This is a genomic window from Microbacterium sp. NPDC056057 (assembly GCF_042266945.1).
GTDB lineage: Bacteria > Actinomycetota > Actinomycetes > Actinomycetales > Microbacteriaceae > Microbacterium > Microbacterium trichothecenolyticum_C.
This window is the reverse complement of record NZ_JBHJWS010000002.1, coordinates 899,992-920,671: the sequence shown is the minus strand read 5'-3', so window position 1 is coordinate 920,671 and position 20,680 is coordinate 899,992. Positions and strand designations below refer to the sequence as shown.

Annotated in this window: 20 protein-coding genes; 8 read left to right on the top strand and 12 right to left on the bottom strand. The window is 70.6% G+C overall.

What is annotated here, in order from left to right; all coding sequences use genetic code 11:
• The first annotated feature begins 196 nt into the window (after positions 1 to 196).
• The 3 genes from ACFC1K_RS11875 to ACFC1K_RS11865 are packed head-to-tail and all read left to right on the top strand — an operon-like array spanning position 197 to position 3,052.
• Positions 197 to 1,909, top strand: a complete 1,713-nt coding sequence (locus ACFC1K_RS11875) for an IlvD/Edd family dehydratase (RefSeq protein WP_375871772.1) — start codon at positions 197 to 199, stop codon at positions 1,907 to 1,909.
• On the top strand, positions 1,896 to 2,048 hold the full coding sequence (locus tag ACFC1K_RS11870; protein ID WP_375871771.1) for a hypothetical protein: 153 nt from the start codon (positions 1,896 to 1,898) through the stop codon (positions 2,046 to 2,048). Before ACFC1K_RS11875 ends, ACFC1K_RS11870 begins: the two co-directional genes overlap by 14 nt.
• A complete protein-coding gene (locus ACFC1K_RS11865) occupies positions 2,045 to 3,052 on the top strand; it encodes a zinc-binding dehydrogenase (RefSeq protein WP_375871770.1) in 1,008 nt (335 codons plus the stop codon). The genes ACFC1K_RS11870 and ACFC1K_RS11865 overlap by 4 nt, the downstream gene beginning before the upstream one ends.
• Before the next feature lie 60 nt (positions 3,053 to 3,112).
• Here ACFC1K_RS11865 and ACFC1K_RS11860 read toward each other — a convergent pair whose 3' ends face one another.
• The 3 genes from ACFC1K_RS11860 to ACFC1K_RS11850 all read right to left on the bottom strand — a co-directional run bounded on the left by ACFC1K_RS11860 (position 3,113) and on the right by ACFC1K_RS11850 (position 4,652).
• On the bottom strand, positions 3,113 to 3,502 hold the full coding sequence (locus ACFC1K_RS11860) for a DUF5684 domain-containing protein (RefSeq protein WP_310287958.1): 390 nt from the start codon (positions 3,500 to 3,502) through the stop codon (positions 3,113 to 3,115).
• A gap of 52 nt (positions 3,503 to 3,554) precedes the next feature.
• Complete coding sequence (locus ACFC1K_RS11855; protein ID WP_375871769.1) at positions 3,555 to 4,397, bottom strand: lysostaphin resistance A-like protein; 843 nt, start codon at positions 4,395 to 4,397, stop codon at positions 3,555 to 3,557.
• Positions 4,398 to 4,481: 84 nt separating this feature from the next.
• Complete coding sequence (locus tag ACFC1K_RS11850; RefSeq protein ID WP_310287964.1) at positions 4,482 to 4,652, bottom strand: hypothetical protein; 171 nt, start codon at positions 4,650 to 4,652, stop codon at positions 4,482 to 4,484.
• Between the two features lie 279 nt (positions 4,653 to 4,931).
• On the opposite strand from ACFC1K_RS11850, the gene ACFC1K_RS11845 reads away from it, so the two are divergent.
• From ACFC1K_RS11845 to ACFC1K_RS11835, 3 genes are read left to right on the top strand one after another with little or no spacing between them, the layout of a single operon-like run.
• Positions 4,932 to 5,339 (top strand): hypothetical protein, encoded by a 408-nt coding sequence (locus ACFC1K_RS11845; RefSeq protein ID WP_375871768.1) that lies wholly within the window; start codon positions 4,932 to 4,934, stop codon positions 5,337 to 5,339.
• On the top strand, positions 5,340 to 6,767 hold the full coding sequence (locus tag ACFC1K_RS11840; RefSeq protein ID WP_375871767.1) for a sensor histidine kinase: 1,428 nt from the start codon (positions 5,340 to 5,342) through the stop codon (positions 6,765 to 6,767).
• Positions 6,764 to 7,372 (top strand): response regulator, encoded by a 609-nt coding sequence (locus ACFC1K_RS11835; RefSeq protein WP_375871766.1) that lies wholly within the window; start codon positions 6,764 to 6,766, stop codon positions 7,370 to 7,372. The genes ACFC1K_RS11840 and ACFC1K_RS11835 overlap by 4 nt, the downstream gene beginning before the upstream one ends.
• A 31-nt stretch (positions 7,373 to 7,403) precedes the next feature.
• Here ACFC1K_RS11835 and ACFC1K_RS11830 read toward each other — a convergent pair whose 3' ends face one another.
• Together ACFC1K_RS11830 and ACFC1K_RS11825 are read right to left on the bottom strand one after the other, a co-directional pair.
• A complete protein-coding gene (locus ACFC1K_RS11830; protein ID WP_375871765.1) occupies positions 7,404 to 8,813 on the bottom strand; it encodes an aldehyde dehydrogenase family protein in 1,410 nt (469 codons plus the stop codon).
• 89 nt (positions 8,814 to 8,902) lie between these two features.
• The gene (locus ACFC1K_RS11825; RefSeq protein ID WP_375871764.1) at positions 8,903 to 9,820 is read right to left on the bottom strand and encodes a helix-turn-helix domain-containing protein; all 918 of its coding nucleotides are present in this window, start codon (positions 9,818 to 9,820) and stop codon (positions 8,903 to 8,905) included.
• Positions 9,821 to 9,982: 162 nt separating this feature from the next.
• Here ACFC1K_RS11825 and ACFC1K_RS11820 point away from each other — a divergent pair, with 162 nt between their 5' ends.
• A complete protein-coding gene (locus ACFC1K_RS11820) occupies positions 9,983 to 11,506 on the top strand; it encodes an APC family permease (protein WP_375871763.1) in 1,524 nt (507 codons plus the stop codon).
• Between the two features lie 96 nt (positions 11,507 to 11,602).
• Here the strand turns inward: ACFC1K_RS11820 and ACFC1K_RS11815 are convergent, their stop codons facing one another.
• Genes ACFC1K_RS11815 through ACFC1K_RS11800 form a run of 4 tightly spaced genes read right to left on the bottom strand, consistent with a single transcriptional unit; the run spans position 11,603 to position 16,259 of the window.
• The gene (locus ACFC1K_RS11815; protein WP_375871762.1) at positions 11,603 to 12,973 is read right to left on the bottom strand and encodes a DUF222 domain-containing protein; all 1,371 of its coding nucleotides are present in this window, start codon (positions 12,971 to 12,973) and stop codon (positions 11,603 to 11,605) included.
• A gap of 17 nt (positions 12,974 to 12,990) precedes the next feature.
• Positions 12,991 to 13,560: a dihydrofolate reductase family protein gene (locus ACFC1K_RS11810; protein ID WP_375871761.1), complete on the bottom strand. Its 570-nt coding sequence runs from the start codon at positions 13,558 to 13,560 to the stop codon at positions 12,991 to 12,993.
• A complete protein-coding gene (locus ACFC1K_RS11805) occupies positions 13,557 to 14,132 on the bottom strand; it encodes a dihydrofolate reductase family protein (RefSeq protein ID WP_375871760.1) in 576 nt (191 codons plus the stop codon). The genes ACFC1K_RS11810 and ACFC1K_RS11805 overlap by 4 nt, the downstream gene beginning before the upstream one ends.
• Before the next feature lie 54 nt (positions 14,133 to 14,186).
• Positions 14,187 to 16,259 (bottom strand): primary-amine oxidase, encoded by a 2,073-nt coding sequence (locus tag ACFC1K_RS11800; RefSeq protein WP_375871759.1) that lies wholly within the window; start codon positions 16,257 to 16,259, stop codon positions 14,187 to 14,189.
• Between the two features lie 156 nt (positions 16,260 to 16,415).
• On the opposite strand from ACFC1K_RS11800, the gene ACFC1K_RS11795 reads away from it, so the two are divergent.
• A complete protein-coding gene (locus tag ACFC1K_RS11795; RefSeq protein ID WP_375871758.1) occupies positions 16,416 to 17,297 on the top strand; it encodes a nitroreductase family protein in 882 nt (293 codons plus the stop codon).
• A 15-nt stretch (positions 17,298 to 17,312) separates the two neighbouring features.
• Here the strand turns inward: ACFC1K_RS11795 and ACFC1K_RS11790 are convergent, their stop codons facing one another.
• Genes ACFC1K_RS11790 through ACFC1K_RS11780 form a run of 3 tightly spaced genes read right to left on the bottom strand, consistent with a single transcriptional unit; the run spans position 17,313 to position 20,606 of the window.
• The gene (locus ACFC1K_RS11790) at positions 17,313 to 17,843 is read right to left on the bottom strand and encodes an NADPH-dependent FMN reductase (protein WP_375871757.1); all 531 of its coding nucleotides are present in this window, start codon (positions 17,841 to 17,843) and stop codon (positions 17,313 to 17,315) included.
• A gap of 25 nt (positions 17,844 to 17,868) precedes the next feature.
• Entirely contained in the window at positions 17,869 to 19,221 is a 1,353-nt protein-coding gene (locus ACFC1K_RS11785; protein ID WP_375871756.1) for an LLM class flavin-dependent oxidoreductase, read from the bottom strand.
• Positions 19,218 to 20,606: an O-acetylhomoserine aminocarboxypropyltransferase/cysteine synthase family protein gene (locus ACFC1K_RS11780; protein WP_375871755.1), complete on the bottom strand. Its 1,389-nt coding sequence runs from the start codon at positions 20,604 to 20,606 to the stop codon at positions 19,218 to 19,220. The genes ACFC1K_RS11785 and ACFC1K_RS11780 overlap by 4 nt, the downstream gene beginning before the upstream one ends.
• Between the last annotated feature and the right edge of the window lie 74 nt (positions 20,607 to 20,680).

Sequence of the window (20,680 nt, the reverse complement as noted above, 5' to 3'; positions counted from 1 at the left end):
ATGACCCGGGATGCACCATGCATCCGTAGTGACGAGCCGATCGTGGCGGAGTACTCCCCTTGGGGTTGCGAGCCTACGGAGCCTTCCCCGGCTCTTCCTGAGAGCAAGCCGAGTGCGCCCGACGACGGCCGCCCGCTTTTCCGGCAGGATGGCGGAAAGCGCCCGCGATCGCTGCGGGCGAGGATGAGGGTCGACGGTGACGCTGCGCAGCTCCCACTGGTATTCGGGCGACGACCGGAACGCCTACATCCATCGGGCGTGGATGCGTCGCGGTGTGCCGGACTCGGCCTTCACGGGGCGTCCGCAGATCGCGATCGCGAACACCGCGTCTGACCTGACGCCGTGCAACGCGCACCTCGACGAGGTCGCGCAGTCGGTGAAGAACGGCATCTACGAGGCCGGCGGCATCCCGCTGGAGCTGCCGGTGGTGTCGCTGGGCGAGACGAACGTGCGCCCGACGGCGATGCTGTGGCGCAACATGGCGGCGATGGCGACGGAGGAGATGCTCCGCGCGAACCCGATCGACGGTGTCGTGTTGCTCGGCGGCTGCGACAAGACGATCCCGTCGCTGCTGATGGCCGCGGCATCCGTCGATCTTCCCGCCGTCGTCGTCCCCGGGGGCCCGATGCTCACCGGCCACTTCCGGGGCGAGGCGCTCGGCTGCGGCACCGACGTGTGGCGGCTCTCGGAGGAGGTGCGCGCGGGAACGCTCAGCGAGGCGATGTTCCTGAAGAGCGAGTCGTCGATGATCCGCTCCAAGGGGCATTGCAACACCATGGGCACCGCATCGACCATGGCCCTCGTCGCCGAAGCCCTGGGCGTCGTGGTTCCCGGAGTCGCGGGAACGCCCGCACCGGACGCCCGCCTGCTCGAGGCCGCGCACCTCACCGGCGCTCTCGCCGTGGCACTGGTCGCCGAGGACCGCCGCCCGTCGACGTTCCTCACGAAGGCGAACTTCCACAACGCGATCGTCGCGCTCGCCGCCATCGGCGGCTCCACCAACGCGGTCGTGCACCTGCTCGCGATCGCCGGGCGCCTGGGCATCGACCTCACGATCGACGACTTCGACCGCATCGGCGCCGAGGTGCCGCTGCTGGTCAACCTGCAGCCTGCCGGGCAATACCTCATGGACGACCTCTTCCGCGCCGGCGGCTTCCTCGCCGTGATGCGCGAGGTGCGCGACCTGCTCGACCCGGGGGCCCTGACGATCACGGGGCGCCCGTTCGTGGAGTACCTCGACGAGGCGCGTATCTGGGACGCGGACGTCATCACGCCGCGCGACACCCCGCTGCAGCCGCACGCCGGCATCTCGGTGCTGCGCGGCTCGCTCGCTCCGGGCGGTGCGCTCATCAAGCCCGCGGCGGCGTCGCCGCACCTGCTGAAGCACCGCGGCCGGGCGGTGGTGTTCGACTCCATCGAGGACTTCCACGCCCGCGTCGATGACCCCGATCTCGACATCGACGAGAACTCGGTGATGGTGCTGCGCGGCTGCGGGCCGAAGGGCTACCCGGGCATGCCCGAGGTGTCGAACATGCCGCTTCCGAAGAAGCTCCTGGAGCGCGGCATCCGTGACATCGTCCGCATCTGCGACGGCCGCATGTCGGGCACCGCGTACGGCACCGTGGTGCTGCATGTCACCCCCGAGGCCGCCGCCGGGGGACCGCTCGCGCTCGTGCGGACCGGCGACTGGATCGAACTCGACGTGCGCGACCGCCGTCTCGACCTCGTCGTGCCGGCGGACGAGCTGGCGAGTCGGATTCCGAACCAGGCCACCGTCGACGGCTACGCGAACCCGCGGCGCGGGTGGGAGCGGCTCTATGTGGACCACGTGCTGCAGGCCGACCGCGGCGCCGACCTCGACTTCCTCATCGGAGCGTCGGGTTCGGAGGTGACGCGTGAATCCCACTGAGCGTGCGTACGACGCGGTGCCATTGCTGGTCGCCGGCTCGAAACGTCCGGGAGACGAGGTGCTGCCGCTGTCGGGTCGGCTGTTCACCTTCCGGCCGGGGGTCCGCGGCATCCGTCCCCACCTGTGGGCGGGGCGATGAGAGCTCTCGTGATCACGGCGCCGCACCGCGCCGAGATCCAGGAGGTCCCCGACCCCGAGCCGGCGGCAGGCGAGGTCGTCGTCGACGTGCGGCGCGCCGGGATCTGCGGCACCGACATCGAGTTCTTCACCGGGGAGATGGCGTATCTGCACGCCGGTCATGCGGCCTACCCGATGCGGATCGGCCACGAGTGGACGGGCACCGTCTCGGACGTCGGCGCCGGCGTCGACCCCGCGTGGATCGGGCGACGGGTCACAGGCGACACGATGCTCGGATGCGGCGCGTGCCGCCGGTGCGAGCATGGCCGCCAGCACGTGTGCGAGAACCGGCTCGAGGTCGGCATCCGCGGTGGGAAGGCGGGTGCGCTCGCCGAGAAGGTCGCGACCCCCGTCTCGTCGCTGCATCGGCTGCCCGATGGCGTCGATGACGCGATGGCCGCCATGGTCGAGCCGGGCGGCAACGCCTTCCGCGCTGTGCAGGGCGCGGATCTGCACCCGGGCGATCGCTGTCTGGTGCTCGGCCCGGGCACGATCGGGCTGCTGAGCGCGATGTTCGCGCGCGCTGCCGGCGCCGAGGTGCACCTGCTCGCCCGCGACGACCGCGCCCTCGAGTTCGCGCGGTCGCTCGGCTTCGACCACATCTGGACGCAGGAACGGATGCCGCCACTGCCGTGGGACGCCGTGATCGAGGCATCCAACGCGCCGCAGCTTCCTGCGAAGGCGCTCGATCTCGTCGAGCCGGGCGGGCGGGTCGTCTACATCGGCCTCGCCGGCACGCCGAGCCTCATCGACACCCGCGACCTGGCGCTGAAGGACGTGACCGCCGTCGGCGTGCTCAGCGCCTCGCCCGGCCTGGCCGGCACGATCGACGCCTACGCCTCCGGTGTCGTCGATCCGCGACCTCTCATCGCCGCGACGGTCGCCCTCGAGGAGCTGCCCGCGATCCTCGCCGGCGAGCGGCCTGCGGGTGCGGGACCGGGTCCGAAGTTCCACGTCGCGCTGTGACCTCGGACGAGAACACCCCCGGCCGCGGGCCGGGGGTGTTCGCTTCGTGAGCAGAGCGGGTCAGACGGGCTTGGTGTACGTGTCGTTGCTGAAGCCGGTGATGAAGTAGCCGATCGGGTTGAGCAGGAACAGCAGGAAGAACGAGAACGCGCCGCCGTGGCCGAACGCCCGGCCGTTGCGGAAGGCGACGATGATCGCGAGCACGATGTTGGCGATCGGCACGAACCACAGCAGTCCGAGCCAGGCCGAGTACCCCGCGACCTTGACGAGCACGAACAGGTTCACGATCGGGATGATCGCGAGCCATCCCGGGTAGCCGGCCTTGGTGAACGTCCTCCAGTAGGCGGCGATCGTGGCGACCCAGTAGATCAGGCCGACGACCACGTAGCCGAAGACGGCTCCGGCGGAGACGGCCTGGTTGATGGGCTCGATGTCAGAAAGCAGAGTCATGCGCTGAGCGTATGGGGTCCGGACGTGCCGACCTCGTATTGCCGCCCGTCGGTCAGGCGACCTTGGTGTCGATGCCCGGCTCAGCCACCGATGCGGTGGGCTCGACCTTCCCTCGGATGAAGAAGAGCAGCACGATCCCGGCGATGACCACGGCGATGTTGCCCTGAGCCGCGATGGCGGTGAGCGCGCCGTCGGCGGGGTAGGCCGACTGCAGGAAGATCGACGGATCGGTCGTCGCGTGCAGCAGGATCGGCCAGATCAGGTTGCCCGTCACGCGCAGAGACAGGTACATCAGGATGCCGAAGGCGAACGTGTAGACGAGCTGGAATCCTGTGGCGAGCGGCGATTGTCCCGACAGCAGGTTGCCCGAGTGCAGCAAGGCGAACAGCAGGGCCGAGACCAGCGCCACCACGATCTCGCGGTAGCCGCCCTTGCGCATGAGGTTCACCACGAAGCCACGGGTGAGCACCTCTTCGGCGAAGCCGATGAACAGGCCTGCGACGACCCAGGCGACGACCACGCCGGCGCCGGTCGCGCCGTAGTCGATCGTCGCGAACCGCAGCACGTTGAACAGCAGCACCACGGCGACGGCGATCCACATCCATCCACGGCCGCGGATGGGCTGCGGGCCGAACAGCTCGCGCAGCCAGCCCACCGACCACGCGAAGACGACGAGCAGCACTCCGCCGAGCGCGATCGGCAGTGCCGTGCCGAACCAGGTGAGAGCCGCCGGATCGTCGGTCGAGGTGACCAGCGGAAGGAACGCGAACGATCCCAGCTGATACAGCGCGTAGTACGCGACCACCAGCAGCAGGGCACGCCACCAGCCGCCCCGTTCCCAGAAGCGCCGCCATCCGTTGGTGCCGCGGGCGGATTCGGTGGTGTCGGCGTGCATCGGGTCCCCTGTCTCGCGTGTCGACCGGTGTCTCACCCTAGCGGCCGGGTGCAACGCCTTCCCTCATCCACACGGGCGATGCGCTCAGCGGCCGGTGCCCCACAGCCGGTTCGTCTGGGCGTGGGCCTGCAGCAGATCGTCACGCGCCGCTTCGAGCGCGCGCTGCGCGTCGATGAAGGCATCCCGTGCCTCGACGAGACGGACAGGGACCCCATCCTCCAGGCTTCCGATGCTGAAGCTGTGCGTCCACGACATGGCGTGCTCCTCTCGTGCGAGCCGGATCTCGGCGCGCCCCCGAACCGGCCGGGGAAGTGTCTCCCCGATGCCGTGCCACGACGCTAGACAGCGGCATCCGTCTCGTCCACGGTGCGATGAAACACCAGGACACGGGCCGTAACGCACGTCCGTGCGGGTGGTCGTACGACCTTCGTCCGATGGCGGCTCAGCCCTCCACACGGCGAGTCTGAAGACACCAGGACGCGCGGCGCTTCGCGTCGCACGCGTCGGAGGCCAGAATGAGCGAAGGGCACAACCATGAAGAAGCAGATCCTCCTCGGGGCCGGCGCGCTCGTGCTGGTCGCCGTCCCGGCCGTCATCGGGCTCTGGGGCAACACGTCGTTCGCGCAGTCCGTACCGGTGCGCGTGCCGTCGTCGGGGCAGGTCGTCACGCCGGCGCCCGTCGCACCGACGCCCTCGCCGTCGGCGACCGTCGACGACCACGGCGGCGACGTTCCGCGCGATCAGCGCACCGAGCCCGGCGACGACCGCGACGTGAACGGCAGCGGGTCGACGGGGGCGACGCCCGGCACCACTGTTCCGCCGGTCGACGACCACGGTGGTGACGTCCCGCGCGACCAGCGCACCGAGCCGGGCGACGACCGGCGCGGCGGCGGAAGCGACGACAGCGGCAGCGGCCACGGCGGCCACGGCGGAGACGACTGAGTGGCACCCATCGACGCCTCGTCCGCCCCGACCGCTCCGATCCCGGTCGGGGCGGCACCCGTGCCGTGGGTCACGGTGGTCGCGGCATCCGTCGATCCGGAGCCGGCACGAAGGCCGCTGCGCACGCGAACGGTCGTGCTGCGACTGGCCGCCGGGCTCGCCGCGATCCTCGTCGTGGTCGGACTGCTCGCCACGTTCGCGGCCCAGTGGCTGGCCGAGCGGGAGGCGGTGAACGACGCGGCGAACGTCGCCGACGTGCTGGCGGGTGCCGTCATCCAGCCGTCCTTGACGTCCGCGCTGGCCGACGGCGAGCCCGCCGCGGTCGACGCGTTCGACCGGATCATCCGCGGTCAGGTGCTCGGCGACGACATCGTGCGGGTCAAGATCTGGAGTCCCGACGGAGTGGTGCTCTACGCCGACGAGCCGCAGCTGATCGGCCGGTCGTTCGAACTCGACGACGCCCAGCGTGAAGCGCTGTCGAACCCGTCGACCCGCGCCGCGATCTCGGACCTGTCGGAGGAGGAGAACGAGTTCGAACCGGGGTCGCGGCTCCTCGAGGTGTACCGCCCGGTGTGGGCGCCGGACGGCCGCGAGCTGCTGTTCGAGGTCTACCTCCCGTACGAGCCGGTCGCGGCCCGGGCTGCCGACCTCTGGCGGGGCTTCGCGGGCGTGACGACGAGCAGCCTGCTGCTGCTGCTCGTGCTGACGGCGCCGATCGTGTGGGGGCTGCTGCGGCGCCTCCGCAGCGAGGAGCGGCGCCGCGCCGATCTCTTGCAGCGGGCGATGGATGCCTCGGACGCCGAGCGGCGACGCGTCGCGGGGACGCTCCACGACGGACCCGTCCAAGAACTGGTCGCCACCAGCTACGCCGCGGAGGGCGCCGCTGATGCGGCCGCGCGTCGCGGCGACACCGAGGCGGGCGAACAGCTGCGCGAGATCGCCGGCGCCGTCCGCGGCAACATCCGCGTGCTGCGGTCGCTGCTCATGGACATCTACCCGCCCGGACTCCGCGCGGCGGGATTGGCGCACGCCCTCCACGATCTCGCGGCCACGGCGCGCAGCCGCGCCGTCACCGTCGAGCTCGACATCCCGGCGCCGCCGCCCGAACTCGCCGAGTCGGACGAGCAGCTCGTCTACCGCGTCGCCCAGGAGACGCTCCGCAATGCGGTGGCCCACGCGGCCCCGTGTCGCGTGATGATGCGCCTGGCCGTCGAAGGACCCGACCTCGTGTTCGAGGTCGCCGACGACGGGCCCGGCTTCGACCCCAGGATCCTGGACGAGCCGGCGGAGGGGCACCTCGGCACGCGTGTGCTGCAGGACGTCGCCCAGCAGGGCGGTGCGGAGCTGCGGCTCGCCACTCGGACCGGCGCCGGCACCCGCTGGCGGCTGCGCATCCCGGCGATCGCCGCGCGACGGGAGAGCGGATGATCCGGGTGATCGTGGTGGACGACCATGCGATGGTGCGCGAGGGACTCGCATCGGTGCTCGCTGCCGACGGAGACATCGAGGTCGTCGCGGGCGCGGCGAACGGCGCCGAGGCCCTGGAACTCGTGGCAGGGCAGCAGCCCGACGTGGTCGTGATGGACCTGTCGATGCCCGTCATGGACGGCGTCGCGGCGACGCGGGCGGTGCGTGAGGCGACCCCCGAGACCCGCGTGCTGGTGCTCACCTCGTTCACCGACCGCGAGCGCGTGCGGCGGGCGCTCGAGGCCGGTGCGACCGGGTATCAGCTGAAGGATGCCGAACCGGCCGACCTTCGCGCGGCCGTGCGGGCGGTGGCCGCCGGTCATGCCCCGCTCGACCCGCGCATCGCGACGGCGCTGCTGCCCGCAGCATCCGTCCCCCGTCAGCTGAGCGATCGCGAACGCGAGGTGCTCTCGCTCGTGGCCGAGGGCCTCGCCAACAAGCAGATCGCGACGCGGCTCGGCATCGCCGAGCGCACCGTCAAGGCGCACCTCGGGAGCATCTTCCGTGAGATCGGCGTGGCGGATCGCACGAGCGCCGCGCTGTGGGCGCGCGAGCACCTGGAGTGACGGATGCTGCGGCCCGTGCGATCCGCGCAGCTCAGCGGCTGATGACCTTCGGCGCGGCGACGCCCTTCAGTCCCGCGACGCCGAACTCCTGGCCGTAGCCTGACGCCTTCGTGCCGCCGAACGGCACCACCGGATTCAGCGCGCCGTGCTGGTTGATCCACACGGTGCCCGCTTGCAGGCGCTGGGCGACCTCGACGGCGGCGTCGACGTCGGCCGACCACACCGAGGCGCCGAGCCCCTGCGTCGAGGCGTTCGCGCGGCGGATCGCATCGTCGACGTCGGAGTAGCGGATCACCGGGATGGCGGGACCGAACTGCTCCTCGTCGACCAGGCGCGCGCCGTCCTCGATGTCGGCGACGACGGTGGTGCGGTAGAACAGCGGGCCGAGCTCGGGCGCGGCCTCGCCGCCCACGACGACCCGCGCGCCGCGCGCTCGCGCGTCGTCGACGAGGCTGCGGACGATGTCGAACTGCTTCTCGTTCTGGAGCGGGCCGAGCACGTTGCCTTCGTCGAGGCCGCGGCCCATCGGCATCGCCCGCGCCATGCGGGCGAGCGTGTCGACGACCTCGTCGTACACCGAGTCGTGCACGTAGAGGCGCTTGAGCGCGGCGCAGGTCTGGCCGGTGTTGATGAAGCAGCCCCAGAACAGGTTCTCGGCGATCGCGGCGGGGTCGGTGCCCGGAAGCACGATGCCGGCGTCGTTGCCGCCGAGCTCGAGCGTGAGGCGGGCGAGATTGCCCGCCGAAGACTCGACGATGCGACGGCCGGTCGCGGTCGAGCCCGTGAACATGATCTTGTCGATGCCGGGGTGGCCGGCGATCGCCGCGCCCACCTCCCTGTCGCCCGAGACGACGGTCAGCACGCCTTCGGGCAGGTGTCGGTTGTACACCTCGGCGAGGGCCAGCACCGACAGCGGCGTGAACTCGCTGGGCTTGACGACGACGGTGTTTCCCATGCGCAGCGACGGCGCGATCTGCCACACCGAGATCATCATCGGCCAGTTCCAGGGGCCGATCGCGCCCACGACGCCGAGCGCGTCGTAGTGCACTTCGGCACGCGAGTCGCCGGCCTCGAAGACCACCTCGGGCTCGAGCGGGGTGTCGGCTGCGGTGCGGGTCCACACCGCGCAGGCGCCCACCTCGAACCGCGCGTTGGGGCCGTCGAGCGGCTTGCCCTGCTCGCGCGACAGCAGCTGCGCGAGCTCCTCGGCGTTCGCCTCGAGGTCGTCGGCGATGGCGTTCAGGATGCGGGAGCGCTCCGCGTGGCCGAGCGCGTTCCACGCGGGCTGGGCCTGGCGCGCGGCGGCGATCGCGGCGTCGAGGTCGGCCACGGTGTGGACGGGCGCGTAGCCGATCGTCTCGCGGGTGGCAGCATCCGGAATCGCCCGCCCCTGGGTCTCGGAAACGGTGATGGCGTCCAGAATCGACGTCGCGACGGTCATGGGATCCTCCTCGATCGGGTCTGACTCGATTGTCGGAGGATGCTGCGCGCCGCAGTTGACCGCGCGCGCAGGCTGCTTGACCGCCCGCGCTACGCCAGGCGCACGCCGCTCGGCGGCACGCCGAAGTGCGCGCGGAACGTGCGGCTGAAGTGCGCCGCGTCGACGAAGCCGTTCGCCAGCGCGACGTCGGTGATGGAGCGGTGCGCCTGCTGCGGATCGACGAGCACGTCGTAGCAGCGCTCGAGGCGGCGGGTGCGGATGACCGTGGAGACGGTCGTGCCCTGCTCGTTGAACAGGGCGTGCAGGTGGCGCACCGAGATGAAGTGCGCCGCCGCGATCTGGCCGGGGGAGAGCTCGCTGTCGGAGAGGTGCTCGTCGATGTGGTCGAGCACGCGGCGCATCAGCGTGCCGTGCGCGTCGGTGCTCGTCGCCTCGCGGCCGAGGTTGGCCTCGAGCAGCGTGCCCACCATGTCGACGGCGGTGCGGAACATGCGGCGCGCCAGATGCGCGTCGAGCTCGCCGGCGCCCCGGGCGAGCGAGGCGACGTAGGGCGCGATCATGGCGCCCACGCCGCCGGCGCCGTCGAGGCGCGTCGCGGTGAGGCGGCCGATCGTCTCGGCGGGGATGTCGAGCATGATCTTCGGGAACATCACGACCGACATCCGCATCTTCTCGTCGAAGAGCAGCGAGTACGGGCGGTCGGTGTCGTAGATCGCCATGTCGCCGGCGCGCAGCGAGATCTCGCGGCCGTCCTGCACGATGAGCCCGCTGCCCCGCTCGATGAGCGAGAACTTGAAGTACTGCTGCGGTGCGCGCGCGATCAGGCCGGGGGTGCGGTGGACGCTGTGCCCGTCGGCGGCGATGTCGAAGACGTGGATGTCGCCGGCCACGGCGGCGTCGAGCGCGCCGCGGAAGCTCTCGTCGTGCTCGGCGTGGACGTCGAGCGCGACGACCGCGTGCGAGACGGCGTGGCGGTACGCCGTGAACGACAGGGGTTCTTCTGACATGGGCTCACCTCACTGTGGCCGAATCGTATACGATGCGCGAGTTTAGCACGCGGGCATCCGTTGTGCCCCCACAGGCAAGGACTCTGCCCGCGGCGTCAATCCCGGGTGCGGCCGCCTCGGGACGATGATCCCGACCCGACCTGAGCATCGAAGGAGCTGCACATGGCCACCTCCGGCCCCACGACCTCGACGACCCGCACGGCAGCGCATCGCCGTCTCGGGGTCCTCGCGGTCGCATTCATGATCATCGCCGCCTCGGCGCCGTTGACCGTCGTCGCCGGCGGCGTGACCAGCGCCTACTCGGTCACGCACGTGGACGGCATCCCGTTCGGCTACATCGTCCTGGCCGCGGCGCTGGCGATCTTCGCGATCGGCTACGCCGCGATGAGCCGCTTCATCACGAACGCCGGCGCGTTCTACTCCTACGTCTCGCAGGGGATCGGCCGACCCACCGGCGTCGGCGCCTCGGTGCTCGCACTCATCGCCTACAACGCGATGCAGATCGGCATCTGGGGCATGTTCGGCTTCCAGATCTCGTCGTTCATCGAGTCCAAGACCGGGTGGGCGAGCCCGTGGTGGGTCTGGGTGATCCTGGGGATCGTCGTCGTCGGCATCCTCGGCGTGAACCGCGTCGACCTCTCGGCGAAGGTGCTCGGTGTGCTCGTCGCGCTGGAGTTCCTCGCGGTCATCGTCTTCGATGTCGTGGCCTTCGCGAACCCCGCCGAGGGCTTCACCGTCGCACCGATGACGCCGTCCGCGCTCTTCGTACCGGGCGTCGGGGCCGTGCTCGCGTTCGGCATCGCCGCGTTCATGGGCTTCGAGTCGGCCGCGATCTACGGCGAGGAGTCGAAGGACCCCCAGCGCACCATCCCGCGGGCGACGTTCCTCGCGGTCGCCGTCATCGGCGTGTTCTACGCGATCTCTTCGTGGGCGCTCGCGCTCGCCGTCGGCCCGGCGAAGATCACCGACCCGACCGGCATCACGCCCGAGGAGGCCGGGCCGCCGCTCTTCTTCAACTTCGTCGCCGAGCACCTCGGCGTGCTGTGGGTCGACCTGATGTCGATCCTCTTCATCACGAGCCTGTTCGCCGCCCTGGTGAGCTTCCACAACGCCGTCTCGCGATACGCCTTCTCGCTGGGCCGCGAGGGTGTGCTGCCCCGCCAGCTGGGGACCGTGCGCACCTCCAGCGGTGCGCCGTGGGCGGGCTCGCTGGCGCAGTCGGTGCTGGCGCTGGTCGTGATCATCGGCTTCGCGATCGCCGAGAGCGGCTGGAACCGCGAGAACGGCCCCTACCCGGTGCTGACCCTCTTCACCTGGCTCACGAACCTCGGCGCCTTCGGCCTCGTGCTGCTCATGGTGCTGGTCTCGGCAGCCGTGATCGGCTTCTTCCGCCGTGATGGACGCGATGTCGGCGCGGGCAGCCGGTTGGTGGCGCCGATCGTCGCCCTCGTCGCGCTCGGGATCGTGTGGATCCTCATCCTCGTGAACTGGGACGTGCTCCTCGGCCAGCCCCAGTCGACGCCGACGACGTTCATCCTTCCCGCGATCCTCCTCGTGCCCTCGATCGCTGCGGTGCTGTGGGCGTACTGGCTCCGCAAGGCCAAGCCCGCCGTCTACCGCCAGATCGGCCACGGCGCCGAGGAGGCGGAGGCGCCCCACCTCGGCAGCGAGCCCGTCGGCGTGTGACCCGCTGACGCCGAGAAGAAGGGCGACGGATGCTGCAGCATCCGTCGCCCTTCGTGTTCTGGCGTGCGGCATCCCGGTGAGGCCGTCTGCCGTCGTTCAGAAGGGTGCTTCTGTGCCCAGCCCGTCGTCGATGTGGGGCCGGGGAGAGGGGCGCACCGTGAAGGTGGGGACTTTGCGCTCGGGTTGCACGACGTATCGACGCCCAGTCGGAGAGGTCCACGCCACAGCTCCGCCTGACCCCTCGATCTGCCGGACCTGCCAGTCGGTGTTGTCTTTCACCAGGTGGTGCCCCTTGCAGAACGGAAGGGTGTTGTCGAGGCACGTCTCGCCGTCGTCGGCCCAGCGGATCTGGTGATCGATCTCGCACCGGGAAGCGGGCATCGAACAGCCGGGGCCCATGCATCGGTCGGCTCGCCATCTCACGAGTCTCTTCAACGGGGCTGGTGTCGGGTAGCTGTCGCGCCCGACCGAGAGGACCATCCCGGTCTCGGGGTGTGTGAGCACCCGCATCCACCGGCTACCACCTCCGCACAGTTCGCGGGCCTTGGACAGCGGGATCGGGCCGATGCCCTCCACGACGGGCGGGTCACCGGCCTCGGCGAACTCGTCGTCGAGAAGGGCGAGGACCGGAACGGTGACGACCACCTGCGCCCGGATGCCGGACGCGGCCGCGGGGAGGTGATCGGTAGACCCGTCGAGGAGGAGGTCGGTCGCAACGTCGGCGCGGAGCTGGTCGAGTGTGCGGGTCTCGCCTTCGGCCTTGCGGATCGATTTCGCCATCTGTGTGAGCCGGCCGTGGATCGCGTGGATCTCCACGTCGGGCGCGAAGATCCACAGCCCGGACATTCCGTCCTCTCCACGTTCGACGGCGATGCGGCGTTGCGTGACCGCACGCTGGTGACGGTCTTCCAGGGTGGCGGCCTGGGCGCTGTCGATCAGGGCGCGCAGCGCCCGACGGAAGGTGCCCACCGGCTCCGACTCTGCCGACGGCATCGCTCGCTCCAGCAGTCTGTCGCGAAGCTCCGGCGGCGCCTCGTCGAGCAGGTCGGCGATGATCTCGGCGTGCTTCTCGGTGATCCGTCCCGAACTCAGGGCGTCGAGCGCCGCGGGATACCGGCGCACCAGCGCCTCGGCCAGAGTGATCAGCCGGCCGGCAGCGTACTCCGTGACCCGCATAGCTGCTGCCAGTTCGAGCCGGATCGACCGCTCGACGATGTCCCGGACTCCGTCGCCGCGGCCACTCGCCTCGCGAAGCAGTTCGCGCCGCATCGAGTCGATCCGCGTCACCCGCTGCGCCGCGAACACCGACATCATCGTCGCCGTCTCGACGACCAGGTCTACCGCGTCCGGCACGTGCGGAAAGCACACTTCGCCGATGTCATCCGCCCACACATCATCCCTGCTCTCGGCGGGAAGAGACGTTTCGGGCATGCTTCGAGTATAGAACAAATATTCGAATCTCGCCATACCCGGGACCGGTCGCGTCAAGCCGCTGCTCGCTTCGGCCGGTACCGCAGGGCGACCGCTCCCGATCGGAAGTCATGGCGATCCACGAGCTCGAGCGGGATGCGCTCGCGAAGACCGGCGAGCAGCGTCGGCCCGTGTCCGGCGACGATCGGCTGCACCACGAACACGTACTCGTCGATGAGTCCCAGATCCGCCAGCGCGAGGGGGAGCGTCACGCCACCTACGAAGAGACCCTTGCCTGGCTCCTGTTTCAGCCGGTGAACCCCTCGCCCCAGGTCGCCTCGCAGCAATTCGGCGTTCCAGTCGACGTCGCCGAGTGTGCTCGACACGACGTACTTCTTCGCTCGGTCGATGGTCTCGGCGAACGGGATCTCCCACGCTCTCATCCAGTCCGGCCACGTGCCCGTCGTCGGCTGCCGCCACGCCGACTCCATCATCTCGTAGGTCACCCTGCCGAAGATCAGGGCGTCGGCTCGTGCCATCTCCGCGGTCCAGTAGCGCATCGACTCCTCGTCGGGGGCGAGCCCCGCCTCGTGATGGCAGCAGCCGTCGAGTGTCACGTTGATCCCATATCGAAGTGGCCTCATCTCGTTCCCCTCCTGTCGGGGTCGTGCTGCACGTCGTACCTCACGTGCGTGATTCCCTTGGACGGGATCACGCGCGTCGGCTGCAGCCGGATGGGCGTGCTCGCAAGATGATCGAACAGCTTGACGCCCGAGCCGAGAAGGACTCCCGTGATCGCGAGCTCCACCGCGTCGACCGCGTCGGCTGCAAGGAGCTGCTGTGCCACGTCAGGGCTGCCCATGATGTAGACATCGCGGTCGCCTGCCGCCTGCATGGCCCGGGCGAGCGCATCTTCCGTGGAGTCCACGAAGGTGAAAAGGGAGCCATTCCTGAAAACCGGCTCGCGCGCCTCGTGCGTGGGCACGAAGACCGGCATCGGGAAGACGTCCTCGTCGCCCCAGGCCGCATCCCCCGCTCGGAGAGTGCGGGCGCCGAAGATGACCGCGCCGGCGCCCAGGAACTCGCGGCCCACCCGCGGATGCATCTCCATCGTCGGGTCTCCGAAGGCCCATCCGTGCAGCACGGACAGATCGTCGTCGGGACCCGTGGCGAATCCGTCGAGAGACATCGACGCGTAGAGCACAACTTGCGACATGACGGCAATGTATACGCTGTCCACATTTGTGTCCAGAGCCGCGTCCGGTTTCTGTCAGTGACCGCAGGTGCACCCCTCACCCATGCCGCAGCCGCCGTCGACCGCGGCTCTGGCGGCCCGGGGACCCGCCGCACCCGCAGCCCGATGACGGACCCCGTGCGCCTGGCTGGACTCCGGCACGTTCATCGCGGGGTTCACGTCGAGGAAGCCGTAGGGCTTGAACCAGAAGCCGGCATAGTCCACCGGCATGATGGGCCAGTCCTCGGGGCGCGGGATGTGGGTGAGGCCGAACGTGTGCCACAGCACGAGGTCCTCGCCGTCGATCGAACGGTCGTCGGACGTGTACGCCGGAAGCCCCGCGCCGCCCTGGTGGGCGTTCGGGTAGCGGCCGGCGGGCCAGCGCTCGTCGTGGTCGTAGGAGGTGCCCCACAGGTGCTTGGTCGCGAAGGCTGCGCGCGCCGCCACCGACGAGGCCGGGTCGGCCATGAGCAGCGCCGTCGGCTGGGGGAGCAGGTGGTACGCCGTGGGCTTGCCGAGGTAGTTCGTCTTCGACGCGCTGCGCACCTCCCACACCCGTGCGACCGACGTGTCGGCGACGCGCTGGGCCTCGGCCTCGGTGCGCAGCGGGGTCTCGGTCCACGTGAACGCGTTGCCGAACGGATTGGCCTCGCCCATCGGGATGCGGGCGGCGTCGATCTCGACGAGCCGGTTGTCCTCGCCGTCGATCGCGACGTCGAGGCGCGCCGAGAACAGGTGCTGGTGCACCGGCGCGAACACGCCGGGCGCGATCTCGGGGGCGTGCGGATTGGTCGAGCCCGGGTGCCCGCCGCCCACGAACACGATGCCGGTCGCCTTCGCCTCGAGCTGGATCGAGCCGTCGAGGTAGAAGTACCAGTAGAAGCCGTAGTCGTAGTTGCCGATCGTCGAGAAGTACGACACGACCAGGCGCCGCGACCGGCGCACGTGCGATCCGACGGGACCCTGCTCGGTGTGCTTCCAGAGGATGCCGTAGTCCTCCTCGTGCATGCACACCACGTTCGGGATCCGCACGGCATGTCCGTGGTCGTCGGCGACGTGGCCGTCGAAGTAGCGGATGACGCCGAGGCAATCGCAGCCGAGCTCGAGGTGGTTCGCGTTCTTGCCGAGCAGGTACTCGCCGGCATCGAAGTAGCTGATCCAGAATCGCGTGTTCGACGTGTCGCCGTAGGGCACGACCATCTCGGGCACGCTCGCGCGGGTCAGCACCGGGCGGTCGTCGAACCGCACGTCGTGCAGCACGAGTCCCTCGCGGGCGTTGAAGTCGACGCGCATCGACCAGTTCTCCCACTCCACGCGGGATCCGGTCACGGCGAAGCTCGGGCCCTCGGGCTGGGTGATCTCGATGGGCTTGAGGCTGGTGCGGGCAGGGCCCACGGCATCCGGGGTGTACTTCCCGCTTCCCGAGGGAACCGGAACGTCGCCTTCGTCCTCGATGCCGATCACTGTGTTCGAGACGAGGTCGACGTGCACGATGAGGCCCTCGACCGGATGCGCCCAGGGGATGTCGTCCTCGCTGTCGCGCAGGAAGGTGAGCGAGCGGATGACGCGGCGCCCGACCTCGTTCTCACGCCCGACGAATCCGGGCGCCAGCGGCGAGCAGAACGCGAGGTCGATGCGGTCCTCGAGGCCGCGGCGCGTCATCGCGGCGCGCCACTCCGGCGAGGCCTTCACGATCTCGGCCGCGCGGTCGTACTCCTCGAACAGATACTGCGGCTGGCCGTACGGCGCCTGCGACGGGTCGAGCTCGCGCGTCGCGACCACCGCCTCGCGCGAGACGGACACGATCGCCTCGACGAGCGCGCCTGTCGCAGCATCCATCAGCGTCACGTCCACCCGCCGGTCGAAGGGCTCGCCCGGCGACCAGGCGGCGAGCTCGTCCTTGGTCGGCTCGTCGGGCAGCAGCATCGGCACACGCACGGTGTCGCCGAGGAGCCCCGCCGCCACGAGGATCCTGCGCGCCGTCTCGATCTCGTCCGCGGTGAGCGGATCGAGCGGATGCCGCGGCTCGGCCCTCCTCACGGCAGTCACGGGGATGAGGTCCGGGTTGTCGTGGGGCTGAGTGGGCGCGTCGTGCGTGTGCGCAGGCATAGGGCCTCCTTCATAGCTGTCCCCACTCTCCCGCTCGGAGGCTCCGGCGTCTTGACCGGGTGCGCAGGAAGCGTGACTGCGGGCGCGACGGAGTCACGTTGCGGCGTGTTTCGCTGCGAGATGAGGCGTCGACCGCCGATGGGCGACACTCGGCGCATGGCCGTCATCCCCCTCACCACAGATCCGGCGCTCGTGGATGCCGCGCTCGCCGATGCCGTGCGCGCCGACTCCGACACCTTCGCGCACCGGCGCTACGGCGACGAGCTCGCGGGTCCGGCGGTGCGCGCCGACCCGGCGGGCGTGATCCCGCTGCTGCTGTCGCACCGCTCGGTGCGTTCGTTCGACGGTGCGCCGCTGGACGACATCGTCGTCGACACGCTGGTCGCCGCGGCGCAGTCGGCGTCGACCTCGTCGAACCTCCAGTCCTGGAGCGTTGTGGTCGTCCGCGATCCCGCGCACAAAGACGCCGTCGCGACGCTCGCCGGCGATCAGCAGTTCATCCGTGACGCCCCGCTGTTCCTGGTGTTCGTCGCCGACTGGGCGCGCGGCGTCGCGCTCGCACGCGGCCGGGGCGAGGCATCCGAGGGAATCGGCTTTCTCGACAGCACCCTCGTGGCCACCGTCGATGCGGCCATCGCCGCACAGAACGCCGTCGTGGCGGCCGAGGCGCTCGGCTTCGGCGCCGTGTTCGTGGGCGCCGTGCGCAATCACCCCGGCGAGCTCTCCGAAGTGCTCGGCCTGCCTGCGGCCGCGTTCCCGGTCGTGGGCGTCGCCATCGGCGAGCCTGCGGCCGACGACCGCTCCGAGGTGAAGCCGCGCCTTCCGCAGGCTGTCGCGCGACACGACGAGCAGTACCGCGCGGCCGATCGCGACGCCCTCGAGGTCTACGACAGCACGCTCCGCGGATTCAACGCGTCGCAGGGCCGCACGGGCGGGTGGATCGAGTCCGTCGTCGCCCGCGTGCGCAGCCGAAGCGCCCTGCACGGCCGTGATCGGCTGCGAGGCGTGCTCACCGAGCGCGGCCTGCCGTCGGACTGACCGGCCTCGACCGGGTCAGCCGGCGCGCACCGGCTCGACGGGTGTGCCGAGCGCCGGCGCGAGCCGGGGCCATTCGTCCTCGAGCCAGCCCGCGACGACCTCCGCGCGGCGGTCGGTGTCGCCGGCCGGGAACGCGATGCCGCGGGTGGGCGTCGACGCACCGAGCTCGACGAGCAGCGGCCGCAGGCCGTGCTCGACGGCCAGTGCGTGACCGGGGCCGCCGATCGTGAGGATCGGCACGGCGGTCACGCCGGCCAGGCCGTTCGACCCATAGCGGTCGAGGAACGCCTTGAGCAGCCCGGTGTACGTCGCCTTGTAGGTGGGGCTCGCGACGATGAGCACGTCGGCGCTCGCGACCCGTTCGAGCAGCGCGTCGATCTCGGCGTCGGGGAAGCGGAAGAGCGAGCCGGCCACGTCGGCCAAGTCGATCGTCGGCTCGACCACGGCGCCGCCGCGGTCGGCGAGCTGGCGGGCGACCTCCTCCGCCACCAGCCGGGTGCGCGAGGCGGATTGCGGGTTTCCGACGAGGACGACGATCGATGACATGGGCGTTCCCTTTCAGAGGTGGGGCTCAGAAGGCGGACAGGTTGGCGCGAAGACCGCCGTCGACGTACTCGGAGCGAAGGATTCCGCGCCGGCGCAGGATCGGCACGAGCTCGTCGAGCGTGCGATGGATGGTGACGGGATGCAGGTCTCCCGAGAAGATCAGGCCGTCGTTGTCGGCATCGTCGCCGAGCGCCTCGATGACGTCGGCGATCTCGTCGGCGGTGCCGACCGTCCCGCCGATGCCGTCGGTGATGTCGGTGACCCGGCCGAGGCGCGCCTTGCCCGTGAGGATGTCGCGCAGCGGCACGCCGTCGAACGAGTCGAATGTGCCCTGCAGACCGCGGATCGTCCCCTTCGACACGTGCTCGCCGAAGATCGCCGGTTCGAGGGGGCGATCGAGGTCGAGCACCGTCAGGTCGGTCTCGAGGTCACTCGACCACGCCTCGGCGACCTCGCGCAGCGTCGCGTCATCGGGCGATGCGGATGCTGCGACGATGCGATCGGCCTCCTCCCGGCTGGCCGCGACGATGGGCTTGAAGACGAACAGCACCTTGATATCGGACGGGTCGCGGCCGTTCCCGACAGCGGCGGCGTGCACGCGAGCGCGGTACGCACGGATGCTGGCAGCATCCAGGTTCGACAGTGCCAGCTGGATCTGCGAGTTCGCACCCGCGAAGCCCAGGCCGCGCGGCGATCCGCCGGGGGAGGCGACGATCGGGTCGCCGCTCTCGCCGTTCGGGCCCGACGGCAGGGGCTCGGCGTTGAGCGGCCCGTCGAACGAGAAGTACTCGCCGCGGTGCTGCACCGCGGTGATCTTGCTGCCGTCGGCGTAGATCTGCGTCGCGGGGTCGGCGATGAGCGCGTCGTCGCCCCAGCTGTGCCACAGCAGCCGCAGGGCGCCGAGCCACTCCTCAGCGCGGTCGTACGCGGCGTCGTGCGAGAGGCGCTCGAGCCCGAAGTGGTGGGCGCTGCCCACGTCGGTGACGACGTTGAGTCCGAGCCGGCTCGAGCTGAGGTGCTGCAGCGACGCGAACTGACGGGCCGCGAGGTACGGCGGATAGGCGCCGGCGTTCACGGTGGGGATGACGCCGAGGTGCCGCGTCGCGGCGAACAGGTACGGCGCGAGCGTCCACGGGTCGTGCTTCGGTCCGCCGTAGGCCTTGCGCACCCGCAGGTTCAGCGTCTCGGGCGTGATGCCCACCGACAGGGCGTCCTCGATGAGCAGGAAGTCGAAGCCCGCCTGCTCGAGGTCGCGCGCGGACTGCTGGTAGAGGTCGGGCTTCTGCCAGGCGTAGTTCCACTCGTAGTACGGCCGTGCCCACCCGTGCGGGCCGAAGCCGCGCGAGAGGAACCAGCCGAAGTGCTGCTGACGGGTCATGACGCTCCCACGGTGTTCAGAAGGTCGATGGCCGAGACGGCGGCCAGGGCGTGGTCGAGATCGGCGATGAGGTCGTCGGCGTCTTCAAGGCCGATCGACAGGCGCAGCAGGCCCTGGCCGATGCCGCGCGCGGCGAGCTGCTCGCCGTCGCGCAGCACGTGCGTGGTCGTGGCCGGGTGCAGCACGAGCGAGCGCACGTCGCCGAGGTGCGTCATCCGCGTGAACAGCCGCAGCGCGTCGCTGAACTGCCGCGCCGCGTCGAGCCCGCCGCGGAGCGTCACGGCGAACACCGAGCCCTGGCCGCGCGGGAGGTAGCGCCGCGCGAGCTCGTGGTGGGGGCTCGAGGCGAGGCCGCTGTAGTCGACCGACTCGACGCCGGGGTGCTGCTCCAGCCATCCGGCGATGGCCAGCGCGGTCGCGGACTGCCGCTGCACGCGCAGCGACAGCGTCTCGACGCCCTGCAGGATCAGGAACGCGTTGAGCGGCGACGGCGCGGGCCCGAACCGCATCGCGACGCGGCGCGCGAACTCGAGGAACGCCGTGCGAGGAGCCCGTTCGACGTACGTGAGCCCGTCGAGTCCCCGTTCGCGGGCGAGTTGCGGGTAGGCGTCCGCGTGCTCGTGCCACGGGAAGGTCCCGCCGTCGACGACGACGCCCCCGAGCACGGTGCCGTGCCCGGCGAGGAACTTGCTGGCCGAGTGCACCACGATGTCGGCGCCGTGCTCGAGCGGGCGCAGCAGGTACGGCGTCGCGAGCGTGTTGTCGACGACCAGCGGCACGCCATGCCGGTGCGCCACCTCGGCGAGCCCGGCCAGGTCGATCAGGTCGTTCTTCGGATTCGGGATCGACTCCGCGAACACGAGCTTGGTGGCGGGACGGATGCCGGCATCCCACGCCGCGAGATCGTCCGGGGCGTCGACGAAGTCGACCGTGATGCCCAGACGTGAGAGGTCGTCGCGCAGCAGCTCGCGGGTGCCCTCGTAGATGCTCGTCGAGGCCAGCACGTGGTCGCCCGCCGAGACGAGCGACAGTATTGCGGTGGCCACGGCTGCCTGACCGCTGGCGACGAGGAGGGCCGCCACGCCGGACTCGAGATCGGCGATGCGGTCTTCCACGGCGACGTTCGTCGGGTTGCCGACACGGGTGTAGCTGAACCCGTCGTCGGTGCCCGCGAACCGGCCGTGCGCCTGATCGAAGTCCTCGAACTCGAACCCTGCCGTCAGGTAGATCGGCGTCGCGCGCGGCCGATGCGGACCGGCGGGCCGGTCGCCCGCGTGCAGCTGGCGGGTCGCGAAGCCGAGACGCGCGGGCGGCAGTCCTGCCGATCCCCGCTCGCTGGAACGCAGCGTCGGTTGCTCGGGCGCGGGCGGGTCGTTCTCGGGCATAGGGTCACGCTAGGCGCCCCGCGGTCGCGGCACCGTCGCGGTCGTCATCCGGCGTCGACCGACGACACGCGGCG

Coding starts and splice junctions, on each gene's coding strand:
- ACFC1K_RS11865 (WP_375871770.1), top strand. CDS start 2,045: ATGAGAGCTCTCGTGATCACGGCGCCGCACCGCGCCGAGATCCAGGAG.
- ACFC1K_RS11860 (WP_310287958.1), bottom strand. CDS start 3,502: ATGACTCTGCTTTCTGACATCGAGCCCATCAACCAGGCCGTCTCCGCC.
- ACFC1K_RS11855 (WP_375871769.1), bottom strand. CDS start 4,397: ATGCACGCCGACACCACCGAATCCGCCCGCGGCACCAACGGATGGCGG.
- ACFC1K_RS11850 (WP_310287964.1), bottom strand. CDS start 4,652: ATGTCGTGGACGCACAGCTTCAGCATCGGAAGCCTGGAGGATGGGGTC.
- ACFC1K_RS11845 (WP_375871768.1), top strand. CDS start 4,932: ATGAAGAAGCAGATCCTCCTCGGGGCCGGCGCGCTCGTGCTGGTCGCC.
- ACFC1K_RS11835 (WP_375871766.1), top strand. CDS start 6,764: ATGATCCGGGTGATCGTGGTGGACGACCATGCGATGGTGCGCGAGGGA.
- ACFC1K_RS11830 (WP_375871765.1), bottom strand. CDS start 8,813: ATGACCGTCGCGACGTCGATTCTGGACGCCATCACCGTTTCCGAGACC.
- ACFC1K_RS11825 (WP_375871764.1), bottom strand. CDS start 9,820: ATGTCAGAAGAACCCCTGTCGTTCACGGCGTACCGCCACGCCGTCTCG.
- ACFC1K_RS11820 (WP_375871763.1), top strand. CDS start 9,983: ATGGCCACCTCCGGCCCCACGACCTCGACGACCCGCACGGCAGCGCAT.
- ACFC1K_RS11815 (WP_375871762.1), bottom strand. CDS start 12,973: ATGGCGAGATTCGAATATTTGTTCTATACTCGAAGCATGCCCGAAACG.
- ACFC1K_RS11810 (WP_375871761.1), bottom strand. CDS start 13,560: ATGAGGCCACTTCGATATGGGATCAACGTGACACTCGACGGCTGCTGC.
- ACFC1K_RS11805 (WP_375871760.1), bottom strand. CDS start 14,132: ATGTCGCAAGTTGTGCTCTACGCGTCGATGTCTCTCGACGGATTCGCC.
- ACFC1K_RS11800 (WP_375871759.1), bottom strand. CDS start 16,259: ATGCCTGCGCACACGCACGACGCGCCCACTCAGCCCCACGACAACCCG.
- ACFC1K_RS11795 (WP_375871758.1), top strand. CDS start 16,416: ATGGCCGTCATCCCCCTCACCACAGATCCGGCGCTCGTGGATGCCGCG.
- ACFC1K_RS11790 (WP_375871757.1), bottom strand. CDS start 17,843: ATGTCATCGATCGTCGTCCTCGTCGGAAACCCGCAATCCGCCTCGCGC.
- ACFC1K_RS11785 (WP_375871756.1), bottom strand. CDS start 19,221: ATGACCCGTCAGCAGCACTTCGGCTGGTTCCTCTCGCGCGGCTTCGGC.
- ACFC1K_RS11780 (WP_375871755.1), bottom strand. CDS start 20,606: ATGCCCGAGAACGACCCGCCCGCGCCCGAGCAACCGACGCTGCGTTCC.